The organism is Microbacterium sp. MPKO10, from assembly GCF_026107415.2.
Taxonomy (GTDB): domain Bacteria; phylum Actinomycetota; class Actinomycetes; order Actinomycetales; family Microbacteriaceae; genus Paramicrobacterium.
The window spans coordinates 41,453-55,418 of sequence record NZ_JAPCHX010000007.1; the positions used below are offsets into that span (position 1 = coordinate 41,453).

At 60.4% G+C, this 13,966-nt stretch carries 11 protein-coding genes; 7 read left to right on the plus strand and 4 right to left on the minus strand.

The window, feature by feature from the left end; genetic code table 11:
- Positions 1-47: 47 nt before the first annotated feature.
- On the minus strand, positions 48-1,226 hold the full coding sequence (locus tag OK352_RS16335) for a Gfo/Idh/MocA family protein (protein ID WP_265142583.1): 1,179 nt from the start codon (positions 1,224-1,226) through the stop codon (positions 48-50).
- Positions 1,227-1,491: 265 nt separating this feature from the next.
- Between OK352_RS16335 and OK352_RS16340 the strand changes: the two genes are divergently transcribed.
- The 3 genes from OK352_RS16340 to OK352_RS16350 all read left to right on the plus strand — a co-directional run bounded on the left by OK352_RS16340 (position 1,492) and on the right by OK352_RS16350 (position 5,346).
- Positions 1,492-3,669 (plus strand): alpha-amylase family protein, encoded by a 2,178-nt coding sequence (locus OK352_RS16340; RefSeq protein ID WP_265142584.1) that lies wholly within the window; start codon positions 1,492-1,494, stop codon positions 3,667-3,669.
- Positions 3,662-4,465: a 3-oxoadipate enol-lactonase gene (pcaD, locus tag OK352_RS16345; RefSeq protein ID WP_265142585.1), complete on the plus strand. Its 804-nt coding sequence runs from the start codon at positions 3,662-3,664 to the stop codon at positions 4,463-4,465. The genes OK352_RS16340 and pcaD overlap by 8 nt, the downstream gene beginning before the upstream one ends.
- A gap of 152 nt (positions 4,466-4,617) precedes the next feature.
- A complete protein-coding gene (locus OK352_RS16350; protein ID WP_265142586.1) occupies positions 4,618-5,346 on the plus strand; it encodes an MmpS family protein in 729 nt (242 codons plus the stop codon).
- Positions 5,347-5,507: 161 nt separating this feature from the next.
- Here OK352_RS16350 and OK352_RS16355 read toward each other — a convergent pair whose 3' ends face one another.
- The 3 genes from OK352_RS16355 to OK352_RS16365 are packed head-to-tail and all read right to left on the minus strand — an operon-like array spanning position 5,508 to position 8,771.
- Complete coding sequence (locus OK352_RS16355; RefSeq protein ID WP_265142587.1) at positions 5,508-6,128, minus strand: NADPH-dependent F420 reductase; 621 nt, start codon at positions 6,126-6,128, stop codon at positions 5,508-5,510.
- Complete coding sequence (locus OK352_RS16360; RefSeq protein WP_265142588.1) at positions 6,125-7,345, minus strand: FAD-dependent monooxygenase; 1,221 nt, start codon at positions 7,343-7,345, stop codon at positions 6,125-6,127. Before OK352_RS16360 ends, OK352_RS16355 begins: the two co-directional genes overlap by 4 nt.
- A gap of 46 nt (positions 7,346-7,391) precedes the next feature.
- Positions 7,392-8,771, minus strand: coding sequence for an MFS transporter (locus tag OK352_RS16365; RefSeq protein ID WP_265142589.1), 1,380 nt, complete (start codon positions 8,769-8,771; stop codon positions 7,392-7,394).
- Positions 8,772-8,922: 151 nt separating this feature from the next.
- Here OK352_RS16365 and OK352_RS16370 point away from each other — a divergent pair, with 151 nt between their 5' ends.
- The 4 genes from OK352_RS16370 to OK352_RS16385 all read left to right on the plus strand — a co-directional run bounded on the left by OK352_RS16370 (position 8,923) and on the right by OK352_RS16385 (position 13,930).
- The gene (locus tag OK352_RS16370) at positions 8,923-9,891 is read left to right on the plus strand and encodes a LysR family transcriptional regulator (protein WP_265142590.1); all 969 of its coding nucleotides are present in this window, start codon (positions 8,923-8,925) and stop codon (positions 9,889-9,891) included.
- A gap of 234 nt (positions 9,892-10,125) precedes the next feature.
- Positions 10,126-11,607: a glycoside hydrolase family 32 protein gene (locus tag OK352_RS16375; RefSeq protein ID WP_265142591.1), complete on the plus strand. Its 1,482-nt coding sequence runs from the start codon at positions 10,126-10,128 to the stop codon at positions 11,605-11,607.
- Positions 11,608-11,640: 33 nt separating this feature from the next.
- Complete coding sequence (locus OK352_RS16380; protein WP_265142592.1) at positions 11,641-12,981, plus strand: ABC transporter substrate-binding protein; 1,341 nt, start codon at positions 11,641-11,643, stop codon at positions 12,979-12,981.
- Between the two features lie 67 nt (positions 12,982-13,048).
- Positions 13,049-13,930, plus strand: coding sequence for a carbohydrate ABC transporter permease (locus OK352_RS16385; RefSeq protein WP_265142593.1), 882 nt, complete (start codon positions 13,049-13,051; stop codon positions 13,928-13,930).
- The last annotated feature ends 36 nt before the right edge of the window (positions 13,931-13,966 follow it).

Genomic DNA, 13,966 nt, shown 5'->3' on the forward strand with positions numbered 1-13,966 from the left:
ACTCCTTTGTCGTGGCGTGTTGTGTCGTATCGTGCGTGGGCGGCGGCTTAGTCTCCGACGGGCGTCCAGACGCTCTCGTGTGCGGAACTTCGCTCGACCGCATCCAGAACTGATTGAACGTGCAGGCCGTCGGCGAACGAGGGGCGCGGTTGAACGCCTGAGCTCAGCGCATCGATGAAGTCTTTCGCCTGGTGCGTGAAGCCGTGTTCGTAGCCGAGCATGTGGCCAGCGGGCCACCATGCGTCAATGTAGGGGTGCACGGGCTCGGTGACGAGTATCTTCGAGAAGCCCTGACGGTCGGTCGGCAACGTTGCGTCGTAGAAGCCAAGCGAGTTGAGCTCTTCAAGGTCGAAGCTGACGGCGCCCTTTGACCCGGCGATCTCGATGCGCAGTGCGTTCTTCCGGCCGGTCGACATGCGCGTCGCTTCGAAGGTGCCGAGTGCACCGTTGTCGAAGCGCCCGTGAAAGAGAGCGACATCATCGACGGTGACGGCGCCCATCTCGGCAGATGCCGTTCCGGAAAGACCGACCGATGATTCGAGCAACGGCCGCTGGGTCACGAAGGTATCGATGACACCGCTGACCTGAGTAAGCGAGAGACCCGAGATGTACTCCGCCAAGTCGATGGCGTGGGCACCGATATCTCCGAGCGCGCCGGAACCGGCAAGTTCCTTCTGCAGCCTCCAGGCGAGAGGCACATTTTCGTCAACGAGCCAGTCCTGGAGGTACTCGGCGCGAACCTGTCGCACATCGCCGATTGCGCCGCCGGCGATCAGGTCGCGGGCGTGAGCCACTGCCGGAACACGGCGATAGGTGAAGCCGACCATCGCGTACGCGCCGTCGCCTGCCGCCCGGTCCGCGGCGTCTGACATGGCGCGGGCATCGCGGACCGTTGTCGCCAGCGGCTTTTCACAGAGCACGTGCTTTCCCGCATCGAGGGCGGCAATGGCGATGTCGACGTGCGAGGTTCCCGGCGTCACGATGTCGACAACGTCGATGTCGTTGCGCGCGATGGCTTCGCGCCAGTCGGTGGATGTCTCTTCCCACCCCAGCGTGGCCGCTGCGTCGTCAACCCTTTCCGCATTGCGGCCGACAAGCAGTTTCATCTCGGGCCGCGCCGCCAGGTTGAAGAAGCGCGGTGCGACGCGCCACCCCTGCGAGTGGGCAGCGCCCATGAAGCCGTAGCCGATCATTGCGATGTTGAGGTGGGGCGTCGAATCGCTCATCATGTCCTTCTCGGGTGGAGCGCGCCACGGCATCGCCCGCTGTGCGGGGGCGGCAACGATGGCGCATACGAGTTGGTGTACCGATACACTTACCCTAACCGGATTCGCGTCAGTGCACTAGCCCCTCTCCGTCTGCGACAGAGCGAGGGCGTCAGATGAGGCCTGACCAACATGTGACAACGAGAGGCCGTCAGGCGTCGGGTGCGATGAGTGGTCTCGGTATCGCGAACGCGACCTGATTGATGGAGATAGGGGGTTGAAACTGATGGCTAGCGTGAGTAACGGGCACGTGTCCGCTGGCTCGAGGCCGTGGTGGGAATGGGCGCACCGGTGGGGGCAGACGAACCTCGTCGAAGTCGATGTCGATCGGTTTGACATTGAGTGGTGGCGCGCCCAATGGGCGCACACGCGGACTCAGGGAATTATCGTCAACTGCGGCGGAATCGCAGCGTACTACCCCACGAAGCTACCGAGCCACAAGGCGGTGCCGGGAGTTGAGAATCGAGACCTGTTCGGAGAGATTCTCGCCGCAGCGAGGAGCGACGGTCTAGCGGTCGTCGCACGGCTCGACTCTAATCGCGCAGACGGGGACGTTCTTGCCGAGCATCCGGAATGGTTCTGTCACGACCGAGAGGGTGCTCCGTACCGCCGAGGCGACAAATATGCAACGTGCATCAACAGCGGTTACTACAATGAGTTCATCCCATCGGTCCTGCGAGAGGTGAGTGAAGGCTACCGACCGGATGCGTTCGCAGACAACGGCTGGGCGGGGCTTGATCGGCGAAACATCTGCTACTGCGAGCACTGCGAGCGTCGCTTCTTCGAGTGGTCGAGAAGAGAACTTCCGAAGGGCGTGAACTGGAATGACGACGTCTATCGCCAATGGATCGAGTGGGGGTATGCGCGACGGACGGAGCTATGGCGTCACAACAACAGAGTGACGCGCGCCGCGGGCGGAGATACCTGCGTCTGGATCGGCATGCTGCACGGCCAGCTCGCTCACAACTCCGCAGTTTTTCAAGACATCGCAGCCCTGGTCACCCACACGCCCGTGGTCATGGTCGATTTCCAGCGCCGAAAAGCCGAAGGAGGGTTCGAGCAGAACGCTGAGGTGGCGAAAAGATTCCACAGCATCGCCGGCTGGGATAAGCCCGTGATTGAGAGCATGGCAATGTACGACATGGGCGCACCGGCATTTCGCTTGTCGAGTATGCCCCATGCTGAAGCAGAGCTTTGGATGACGGAGGGCTGGGCAGGTGGGATGGTGCCGTGGTGGCACCATATCGGCGCTGTGCACGACGATAAGCGCCAGTACGAAACCGCCGCGGGCCTGTTGAGCTGGCACGCGGCGAACGACGAAGTTCTGCAGGATCGAGTACCCGCGGCGAATGTTGGAGTCGTCTGGTCGCAACGCAATCTCGACTTCTACGGCAGAGACGATGCGGCGAACACAGCTGAATCTCCGTACGCCGGTGTGACGAAGGTTCTGGTGGCAGAAAGCATCCCGTTTGTCCCTGTTCACATCGATGCAATCGCCAACACTGACGTTGACGTGCTCGTGCTCCCCGACATTGCCATCATGTCTGATGCCCAATGTGACCATGTCAGACGTTTCGTGGAGCGCGGCGGGTCACTTGTGGTGACCGGAACGACGAGTGCTCGAGACGAGAACGGTCGCGTGCGACACGATTTCGGCCTGGCGGACCTCATGGGCGCTCATTACACGCACCGGGCGCGCGGTGCAGTTTCCAGACCGCCGGAATCCATCGAAATCTGGGATCGTCACAGCTACTTGCGCATTGTCGAGAGTCACGGCGAGCGTCATCCCACCGTTGCTGGGCTCGAGGGCACGGGAACGATCTCGTTCGGCGGGCACCTGCCTGAGATCGTCGTGGATCCAGATCGGGACGTTCCTTTGACCTTCGTGCCCGAGTTTCCTATCTTCCCTCCCGAGACGAGCTGGATGCGTACTCCAGAGACCGATATTCCGGCCCTTGTGGCAACCGAGATCGACAGCGGGCCACGCATCGTCTACATCCCGGCAGATCTCGATCGCTGTGCGTTTCGCGAAGAGCAGCCTGATCATGTGCGGGTCATCGCGAACTCGCTGGCCTGGGCGTTGAACGGGAGAGGGCGGATCAAGGTCGAGTGCCAGGCACCGGTCAACAGCAATGTCTATCGGCGGCACGACGGATTCGTCGTTCACATCAACAACCTCATCACCACCACATCGACGCCGGGGCGGCAAGCCGATGTCGTGCCATACGGTCCTGTTGGCGTGCGCCTCCGAGTCGACGACGGTGCGCGAATTCGCCGAGTCGTTGGCCTCGTGGATTCGGGAGACCTCCCGTTTGAGATCCATGACCAATGGGTGACCTTTGTCGTCCCCACCATCGCAGCCCACGAGGTTATCCACATTGAGTCGGAGAACCATCATGGCTAACGTCAGATTATCTCGTCGGTGGTTCAGATCCACTGGGCCTGACGCGTCAGAGGTCGTCGTTCTTCTCGGGTCCCTTGGTTCCGATCGCACGATCTGGGGGCGACAGATCCCAGCTCTTACGGATTCATTCAACGTGCTGCACATTGACCATCGAGGGCATGGGGATTCTCCGTCGTACCCAGGCCCGTATTCCTTGAACGACCTGAGCGGTGACGTTATTGAGGTGCTCGACGATGAGTGTGTTGAGCGCGCGCATATTGTCGGAATCTCGCTGGGCGGCATGATTGCCATGGACCTCGCGCTCCGCACGTGTGCGCGCGTCTCGAGCCTTGCGGTGATGTGCAGCTCTGCGAAGCTGCCTCCTGCGCAGAGCTGGACTGCGCGAGCTCGTCGCGTCGCCGAGGAGGGTACGAGCGCGATTGCAGACGATGTAGTTTCGCGCTGGTTTACAGCAGAGTTCGCAGCACGGCATCCTCTGGCGGTCAAGCGGATGGTATCGATGATCAGCGCGACATCATCCGAGGGTTATGCAGGATGCTGTCAGGCGATCGCTGGAGTCGACCTCGTGCCTCGATTAGCGCAGATACAGCAGCCCCTCTTGGCAATAGCAGGCCGCGGAGACCGCGCGACTCCCGCAGAGCACCTCGAGCTTGTCGCGTCTCGTGCCGCGAACGCGCGGCTCGAGATGGTACCCGGGGCGCATCTCGCAACTGTCGAGAACGACGTGATGGTGAACGATCTTCTTCGGGGCCATCTTGATGCTGCGGCGGAACGAAGTGCTCGGGGTGAGAGCTGACAGCGGAGGCAACCCACACTGCTGCTGAGAAGACATCCAGGGCGCGGAAATATCACCGAACCCTCTCAGAAAAGCTAACCAAGAAATGGCCCCAGACCGGGGGTAAAACGAAAGGATGCCGGATGCCGGATGCCGGATGCCACATTTGAACTATGAGTATGCCTCCCCCACAAGACACACAGTTCGCACAGCCGCAATCGCACCCGACACCTCAGAAAGCGGGGAACGGTCTCGGGCTCGCAGCAATGATCGTCGGAATAGTGGCCTTTGTCGGTGCGTTCGTCCCGTTCGTCAATTATGCGTCTGGCTTTCTTGCCTTCGTCGGACTGGTGCTGGGAATCATCGCGCTATGTCTGAAGGGCAAGCGTAAAGGCGCAGCCACAGCCGGCGCCGTGATTTCCGGTATTGCACTCGTGCTTTCGATCGTGATGGCGATGGTATACACCTCGATTTTTGCTACCGCGGTCAGCGAGTCGATCGAAGAATCATTGACCGAGAGCACGTCGCAGCCAGCCCCGGATTCCGCGGCTGAAGAGGACGAAGGCGACGACGACGCGCAGACAAGCGACGAGGTGATCATCGTCTATGAGGTGACAGGCGAGTCGACGAGTGCGACGATCAGTTACTCCACGTACAACGATGGCAATTTTGGCACGGAGCAGTCGACCGGCACAGAACTGCCGTTTACAAAGGAGGTGGCAGTCACCCCAAGCGGCGACTTCGACTGGTCGAGCTACACGCTTGTGGCGATGAACGGGATCGATGACGAGGGTGAGATCACCTGTTCCATCACGATCAATGGCGAAGTGGTGTCAGAACAAACATCTACCGGTGAACTCGCAACCGCAACCTGCTCGTCATCGTCTTTCGGCTACGACTAAACGATTCAACATGTGCAGCAACGCATGCTGCGCGTCGGCAGACATGCGAAGGGCCGGGTGCAAAGCCCCCGGCCCTTCTGCACTTTCCGGAAGCGTGAGCGCTCCGTGTCGAGAGACTCGCTTCCGAGTGCGCGGCTTTCCCTGGCGTCGTGGCCCTCAGCTCACTGCAGCAGCGTGAATCCTGACTCATAGCGCGTCTTGCCGAGCGCCGCCATGATGATCTGCAGAAAGCCCATCGCCTCGAGTTCTCGCGCGCGGGTCAGGGGGCCGACGTCGACGGCTCGCATTCCCGACGCCTCGATGAGCTGCGCAACCGCCATCTTCGCGTCGGCGAAGTCGCCGGCATACAGCACGGTCGTAGTCGTTGTGCCGTTCGTGCCGCTGGCGAGCGTATCGCCAAGATTGACGTTGAACGCCTTCACGACACCCGCGCCCTCGGGAAGCATCTGGGCGAGCTCGGCCGCCGTCGACGAATCGGCGGGCGACGTCAATTCGTCGTAAGTGGAAAAGTCGATGGGGTTGCTGATATCGACGATGACCTTCTCGCTGAGCTGATCACGGTAATGATCGAGGATGCTCGCATACGCGACGTAGGGCACGGCGAGCACGACGATGTCGCCGGTGAGCTCATCGCCCATCACCCCGTATGCGAAACCTGGACGCGCCGCGGAGGGGCTTGTCGCACTACGTTTGATGATCTGAATGCTGGCGCCTGCCCGCATGGCGACCTCGGCGATCGCCCCGCTCATCTTTCCGCTGCCAATGATGCTGATCGATGTCATGCGTACTGTACCTTTCTGAATCGAGCGAGTGCTTTCTCGGCCACTTTCTGTGCGTCGTAGTCGAACACAGCGCTTCGGCGAAAGTCCCGGCCGACGCGGATGTCAGCGTCGCGCTTCTTAAGGTCCGCGAATTCGTACTGCGCATCAAACATGGCGCCGGCCCGGCGAGACCCGTGCTGAAGAATCGCCGTACGCTGCATGCGTACGGCCGTGTAGCGCCGGAACGCCTCGGGAATGTCCGAGACGTCGTCGGCTGTCGCAAGAAAAGTAGCGAGGGCCATGCTGTCTTCGATCGCCTGGTTCACTCCCTGCCCTTGATGGGGCAGCATTGTGTGTGCGGCATCACCGAGTAACGTGATCGGCCCGCGTGACCAGTTGGTGAGGGGCTCGTGGTCGAAGAGGCCCCACCAGAACGTCTTGTCGATGAGGCTGATGAAGTGCTGAAGTCGAGGGTCCCAGCCGTCTCCGGCGAACTCCGCGGCAAGTTCACTGACCTCCGCCGGGCCCGACCAGGGCCCGTTGAGAGGCCTGTCGCTGGGGATGCCCGCGACAAAGTTAAAGAGTTTGCGCTGCTGAAGTGGGTAGCACATGAAGTGCCGGCTGTTGCCCATCCACACTTGGCTGATCATGGGCCAGTCTTCGGGCAGCCGAGACGCGTCGACAACTCCCCGGTACGCCATATACCCGGAATACACAGGCTCAGGATGCTGTCCCAAGGCGTTCCGCACGACCGAATGAATGCCGTCAGCTCCGATCACAGCGTCGAAGACGTCGTCAACGCCGTTCTCGAATGTCACCCGAACTCCCGAGTCCAGAGTCTCGACCGAGTTCAGCCGGTGGTTGAGACGCACCGTGTCGGGATCAACGGCCTGTGCCAGGGCGCTGATGAGGTCCGGTCGGTACATCCCGATGTTCTGATAATTCTTCGCGGTGTCTTCCCACGCGGCATCGGTGACCATGTTCCCCATGGCGTCGAGGTAGACACCGTGTCCGTCAGGGACCGCTCCCAATTGTCGGATCGGCTCAAGCACACCGAGCCTGTCGAGAACACGTGCGGCATTGGGAGCGACCGTGACGCCAGCGCCCACCTCTCCCAGTTGACTCGCCTGCTCGAACACGGTGACCTGGACTCCAGCGATCTTCGTCAGAGCGATGGCGGCGGTGAGCCCGCCTAGCCCTCCACCGACGACCGCGATCCTGGTGGTCTTATCTACCATTTCTTCTCCTTAACTGTCGACCGGTGTGCGTATCTCCTGCGCATACCTAACGGTTCTCTGCCGGCTCATGCTCGGCCGAATTGGTCGCGAACATGGTGGCTCCACTCGCCTGCTCCGCCTCGTGATCGGGGCCGAGGGGGATGCCGGGGCGATCGCGCAGACACAGCGCGGCTCCCGCTCCGAGAAGAGTCGCCACGAGGAGATACGCCGAGACAGAGGCCGCGGTGCCCGTGGCTTCCAACAGTGCTTGCGAGATCATGGGAGCGAACGCCCCACCCAGGACGGCGCCAATCGCGTAGGCGATCGAGACACCCGTGAAACGAATGGATGCTGGAAAAATCTCCGCGTACCACGTAGCCAACGGTCCGTACGTGAGGCCGAGTCCGATCGAGATCAGCACCAGTGCGGCGTAAAGTCCGAACAGCGTCCCCGTGTCGACAAGCCAGAAGATCGGGAAGGCCACGACGGCCTGCAGGCCGAAACCGATCAAGAAGGTGTTCCGCCGCCCAATTACATCGGACAGGTAGCCTGCGGCAAGAGTTGAGAAGAACCACATTGCTGCCGCGACGACTGCAGCGATGAGTACGGAGGTGGTGTCCATGTTCTGCGCGTTGATCGCGTAATTGTTGAGGAAGCCACCCGTTGTCATGTAGCCGGGAACACCGTTCCCTACGAATACGAGCGCCGCAAGGATGACGAGATACCAGTGGCGTTTGAACAGCGCGACGAGCGGAACCTTCGTTTGTGCACCACGCTGGGCAATCTCGGTGAACACAGGACTCTCTTCCACCGCACGGCGGATGAGGAAGCCCACGCCGATGAGGACGACGCTCAGCAGAAACGGCACACGCCAACCCCACTGCAGGTAGGCGTCGCCGGGTGAGATCACGCCCGTCATGAGGGCAGTCATGCCCGAGGCGAGAAGAAAGCCGAGAGGGACGCCGAGTTGGGGCCAAGAGCCCGCGCGGCCGCGGCGATTCGCTGGAGCGTGCTCGACGGCCATCAGAACTGCCCCGCCCCATTCGCCGCCGGCTGAGAGGCCCTGAAGAATGCGCAGAATGAGGAGGGCGATCGGTGCCGTGACGCCGATCTGCGCGTAAGTGGGCAGCGTGCCGACCAGGGTTGTCGCTCCGCCCATCAGCAAGAGCGTGATGACGAGCATCGCACGACGCCCGATCAGATCGCCGAAGTGCCCCGCGAGAACCGCGCCGAGCGGGCGAAAGAGAAAGGAGATGCCAACCGTGGCGAGGGAGAGCAGAAGTCCGATGTCCTCGCCAGCAGGCTTGAAGAAGAGCTGAGCAAACACAAGGCCTGCGCTCGTCGCGTAGATGAAGAAGTCGTACCACTCAATGGTGGTGCCGATGATTGTCGCAAAGGCGATGCGTCGCTGAGAGGTCGGATTTCCGGTAGCGCGTGTGGAGCTCATCGTTGTCCCTAACGTCATTGTTGCCCTTCCAGCAGGAAGGGATCGGGATGTTGTCGCTCCAATAGTGCGACGCATTTCTCTGTGTGTAAATCACAGTAATACGTGGATATAGTTCGGTATGGCTTAAGAACTTGTTGTGAAATGAGGCACTGTGCCTGACGTGAGCATCCGGCAACTTGAATTATTTTCGGCTCTGCCGAACTTCAACACCTTGAGCGCAGCGGCAGCTCATCTGCACATTTCGGAGTCGGCGCTGTCGCAAGCGATCACCGGACTCGAGGCCGCGGTGGGAGAGCAACTATGTGTGCGCCGGAAGGCGCGGGGCCTCACTCTGACCCCGGCGGGGCAGCAGTTTGCCAAGCAAGCGCGCCAGATCGTCGTCGACACCCACGAGCTTGTCCTTGAGGCACGTCGCGGCACGGAGCTTCAGGGGCCCGTCAAGCTCGGCTGCTATTCAAGCTTCGCTACGAGCGTGCTTCCGGAGCTTCTCGAAGGTTTCCCCAAGCGGCATCCGGGAGTGCACATCGAGGTGATGGTGGGCACGTACGAGGAACTGCTCGCGGCACTCGACGCCGGTCGGCTCGACGTGGTTCTCGTGTACAACGTGAACCTGCCTGTTGGGTATCGCCGTCGTAAGATCTACGCGACCAGGCTTGAAGCTCATTTGCATCCCAGCCATGTGCTCTCTCCGGCCGACACCGTCGACCTGGCGGATCTCGTCAGTGAGCCTCTCGTGCTGTTCCACGCGACTCCGGGCACGATCAACGTCGCTGATGCGTTCACCGCGCGCGGGCTTGAGCCCCGTGTCGAGACTCGGGTCACCGAGACGAGTCTCGTCGAGGCGCTCGTTGGGCGAGGTGTGGGATACGGACTTCTCATGTCGCGGCCCAACGCGCTCCCGATGAGCGTCGAGGGTCGTCCGGTCGTGATCCGCCCCCTTGATCCTCCTGCCACGATTTCGCATGTGGTGGGAATCTGGCCCGATGACATGAACCTCACACCGCGCGCCTCGGCCCTGCTCGACTTCGCTGCGGAACGATTTGGGGGCGATGGCCGTGTAGACATCGCGCCCGACTCGCCGACGTCCAAAGATTCCTCGGAGCCCGCACCGCTGTCGTAGCACAGGATCGGCTCCGCTGGCTCACCGCCGGTAGCAATGATGACCATGGGGGTGAGGCTCAGACGCTGCGGACCACTGGCTCCAGCGAGCCAAAGAAGAGTTTCTACGCTGCCATCGGGACCTGACAGTTGCTGAAGCGAGAAGCATAGACATTGTGATTAACCGCTTGACCAATGCCAAATGTTACTGCTAAGTTGTTGCCTAACCGATTAACCAACCGATTTTGAGGTAGCAATGAGCCATCGAGGGTTCTACCAGCCAGTCAGCCGTGAGGGTGCCTGGGTTGGCGATGTCATCCCCTGGCAGGAAGACGGGACATTCCATCTCTTCTATCTGCACGAGACACGTCGGAACCCTCCTGTGGGAATGCCATGGCGTCGGGTCGTGACGGATAACCTCGTTGACTTTCAGGATGCCGGCGAGAGTATCGCCTCAGGGGGCCCTGAAGCGGAAGACTTCAACATCTACACCGGCAGCATCGTGACCGATGACCGTGGCATTCACCATGCGTTCTACACGGGTCAGAACCCCGATAGACGAGGTTCGGATGGTCGGCCCTTGCAACTCGTCATGCATGCGACGAGCAATGACGGCATGGAGTCGTGGCAGCGTCACCCGGACCATACCTTCGGTGCGACCGAAGGGTATGAGGGCGGAGACTGGCGAGACCCCTTCGTCTTCTGGGACGAAGAAGCGCAGGTATGGCGAATGCTGATCACCGCACGTCACTCGGAAGGTCCGGTTCGCCGCCGCGGTGTCATCGCTCAATGCACTTCCACTGACTTGGTGCAGTGGGCGCCCGCCGAGCCGTTCTGGGACCCGCGTCGTTACGTTGCTCATGAGTGTCCAGAAGTGTTCGAGTGGAACGGATGGTGGTATCTCGTCTATTCCGAGTTCAGCGAGACATTCACCACCCGATATCGGCTCTCACGGAACCTTAACGGCCCCTGGATTGTTCCGCCTCACGACTCGCTCGATGGGCGAGCATTCTACGCCGCAAAGTCTGCGGCCCGCGACGGGCGTCGATTCTTCTTCGGATGGATCGCGACTCGTGAGGGGGCGCAGGACGACGGAGCGTGGCAGTGGGCCGGCACACTTTCCGTGCTCGAAGCCACTCAGCAAGCCGATGGCACGCTCGCCTTCCACCCCGCCCCTGAACTGCTGAACACCTTCGACGAGCTTCTTCCGGTCACGTTGCCGGAACGACGACTGTCAGCGCCCGACGGGTATGCGGATTCTGTGGCGCTGATGGAGCTACCGGAGTCCGCGCGAATTGTGGCCACCTTTGATGTCTCAGATGAGACGACTGAGTGTGGACTGCTTCTCCGTGCAAGCGCTGACGGCAATGAAGGCTATGCGCTTCGTCTCGAGCCGAAACGTCATCGCCTTGTATTCGATCGTTGGCCCCGGAAGCAGACGGGCTCGGAACAGTGGCAGATATCTGGGGATGTTCCGTATGCAATCGAGCTGGAGCGATCGTGTGAACTGGCCGCTGGGCAGCACACGCTAGACGTCATAATCGATGGCAGCGTCTGTGTTGCCACAGTCGACGACGCGGTTGTTCTGAGCACGCGACTCTATGACCGACCGACGGGCCATGCCGGTGTATTTGTCGGCGAAGGCAATGCCACGGTCACTGACTTCGCGGTGTACGCGAACAGTGTTGATCACTCCGCTTCCCACACGAGCTATCAGCTCGCCAACTCCCTTTCGTAATTCCCATCCCCCAAATCAATGGAGATTGAAATCATGTCCCTCAGATCAAAACACCGCACCGCTCTGGTAGCCACCGTGGCCACGGTCGCGCTTGCCTTGACAGGATGCTCAAGCGGTTCGAGCGCGAGTGGCCCGGCTGACGTCGACCCCGATGGTGACATTGTGCCTCGTGAAATCTCGTGGCTGCTTTCACGGCCCGCGGACGGCGGCGTCATCACGGCCATGCAGCAGATCGCCGACGAATACGCTGAAAGCCATGAGGGGTTTTCTCTCAACCTCATCACCACGCCAGATCGCCCGTCTTATCTTCAGAAGTACGAGACTCTTGCCGCAGCGAACAAGCTTCCCGAGCTGTTCGATACCGATGCGACGCCGTTCGCACAGAAGCTGGCTGATTCTGACCGAATGATTGACGTTGGGGCGCTTCTCGATGATCTCAACCTCACTGACACCTATCGTGACGCTGCGTTGAACTATCAGCGCTTCCCGGACGGTTCTCTGTACATGGTTCCATTCGAGTACTCATCTGAGTATTTCTGGTACAACACCGAGATGTTCGACGAAGCTGGCATAGAGATCCCCGAGACCTTAGACGACTTCCCTGCAATGTGCGAGGCACTTCGTGAGCAAGGCGTGACCCCGATCGCTCTGAACGGACAGGATCGGTGGCCTCTTGAGCGTTACATGGCCTTCTACCCATTCCGCGAGGCAGGGCCAGAGTACGTGCAGAATCTCGCCACGGGGAATGCGTCCTTCTCAGACCCGGCTGGCCAGCACGCCGCACAGTGGCTCTATGATCTCGGACAAGCTGGATGCTTCCAGAAGGGCTTCTCCTCAACCGGCTATGCAGATGCCCAAGCGCTATTCACGTCGGGTAAGGCAGCCGTCTACAACGTCGGTACATGGGAACTGTCGAATCTCGCTACGGATGCGCTGGATGAAGGAGTGCGCGATGACGTCGATTTCTTCACCCTCCCCACAATCGACGGAGCCGTCACGGCTGATGACGAATTCGTGACGACGTCGGGAATTGGTATGGCGATTAATGCGAAGACCTATGACCCGCTCGTCCGTGGCTTCATTGAGTTCGCGCTGACGCGCTACCCGGAGATCTACGCATCATCTGGCGCACTGGCCCCGACGAAAACGCCAGAGGTGACAATCCCTGACAACGCAACCGACCTTTACACTAAGGCGGTCGACCAGGCAGAGAACGTCGGCGAGAAGATTGCGGTCCCGTGGGACACACAGCTTGATCCCACGACAAATACTCGTCTTCAGCAAGAACTCACGCTGCTTGTTCAAGGGGAGAGCACTCCAGAGCAATTCATCGCCACGATGGATAAGACACTTTCGGAGAATCTCGATGGCTGAATCTGTCGCCACCCAGGTCGGTGCGCCTCGGCCGCACCGGCGACGGGCGCGGAGCAGGCCGGCGTCAATGCTCCCACGCCGATCGACGCTGTCTGTTGTTGTCTTCCTCGTTCCACCTCTCTTGCTGTATGGGATTGCAGTGCTCCTTCCCATCGTTCAGTCTCTGGTGCTTAGTTTCTTTAAGTGGGACGGCATCAGCGATATGCGGTTCGTGGGACTCGACAACTATGTGAAGATGCTGACCCGCGATGATGTCTTTTGGACGGCGTTTGGGAACGCTCTCGGTTACCTTGTCATCTGTCTTGTTCTGCAGCTTGGCGGAGCGCTGATCGTAGCCAGCCTATTGACTGCACTCCCCAGAGCCCGAGAGCTCGTCAAAACGATCTACCTTCTTCCCGCCGTTATTTCTACCGTCGCCATTGCGTTGCTGTTTCAACGTCTTTATTCGTTTGAGCCCGTCGGGCTCATCAACCAGTTGCTCTCTGTGATCGGCCTGGAGCAGTTGCAGACCGCGTGGCTGTCAAACGTCGACACGGTTCTGGCTGCAGTGTCGATTCCGGAGGGGTGGCGATTCACAGGGCTGTACATGTTGATCGTCTACGCGGCACTCATGGCCGTGCCGAAAGAGTTGGAGGAGGCCGCTCGTCTTGATGGGGCATCCTGGTGGCAGGTTTTCTGGCGCATCCGATTCCCCTTCATCCGCCCGGTGTGGATCACCACGACGATAATGGCCACGACCTATGCTCTCCGCGGCTTTGACATCCCGTATCTGCTCACGGGTGGCGGACCCGGGCAGGCGTCCGAGCTACTCACGACGTACATGTATAAGACAGCATTCGCACACACGGATTACGGATATGCCAGCGCGATTTCTGTCTTCATCGTGGTCGAATGCCTCATAGCTGTCGGCCTGATCTTTCTGCTCCTTCGGAGAAGGGATAACGCATGACCACGTCGTTGCGTACTCCGAATGCCCGCGCGCGCT

Coding starts and splice junctions, on each gene's coding strand:
- OK352_RS16335 (WP_265142583.1), bottom strand. CDS start 1,226: ATGAGCGATTCGACGCCCCACCTCAACATCGCAATGATCGGCTACGGC.
- OK352_RS16340 (WP_265142584.1), top strand. CDS start 1,492: ATGGCTAGCGTGAGTAACGGGCACGTGTCCGCTGGCTCGAGGCCGTGG.
- pcaD (WP_265142585.1), top strand. CDS start 3,662: ATGGCTAACGTCAGATTATCTCGTCGGTGGTTCAGATCCACTGGGCCT.
- OK352_RS16350 (WP_265142586.1), top strand. CDS start 4,618: ATGAGTATGCCTCCCCCACAAGACACACAGTTCGCACAGCCGCAATCG.
- OK352_RS16355 (WP_265142587.1), bottom strand. CDS start 6,128: ATGACATCGATCAGCATCATTGGCAGCGGAAAGATGAGCGGGGCGATC.
- OK352_RS16360 (WP_265142588.1), bottom strand. CDS start 7,345: ATGGTAGATAAGACCACCAGGATCGCGGTCGTCGGTGGAGGGCTAGGC.
- OK352_RS16365 (WP_265142589.1), bottom strand. CDS start 8,771: ATGAGCTCCACACGCGCTACCGGAAATCCGACCTCTCAGCGACGCATC.
- OK352_RS16375 (WP_265142591.1), top strand. CDS start 10,126: ATGAGCCATCGAGGGTTCTACCAGCCAGTCAGCCGTGAGGGTGCCTGG.
- OK352_RS16380 (WP_265142592.1), top strand. CDS start 11,641: ATGTCCCTCAGATCAAAACACCGCACCGCTCTGGTAGCCACCGTGGCC.
- OK352_RS16385 (WP_265142593.1), top strand. CDS start 13,049: ATGCTCCCACGCCGATCGACGCTGTCTGTTGTTGTCTTCCTCGTTCCA.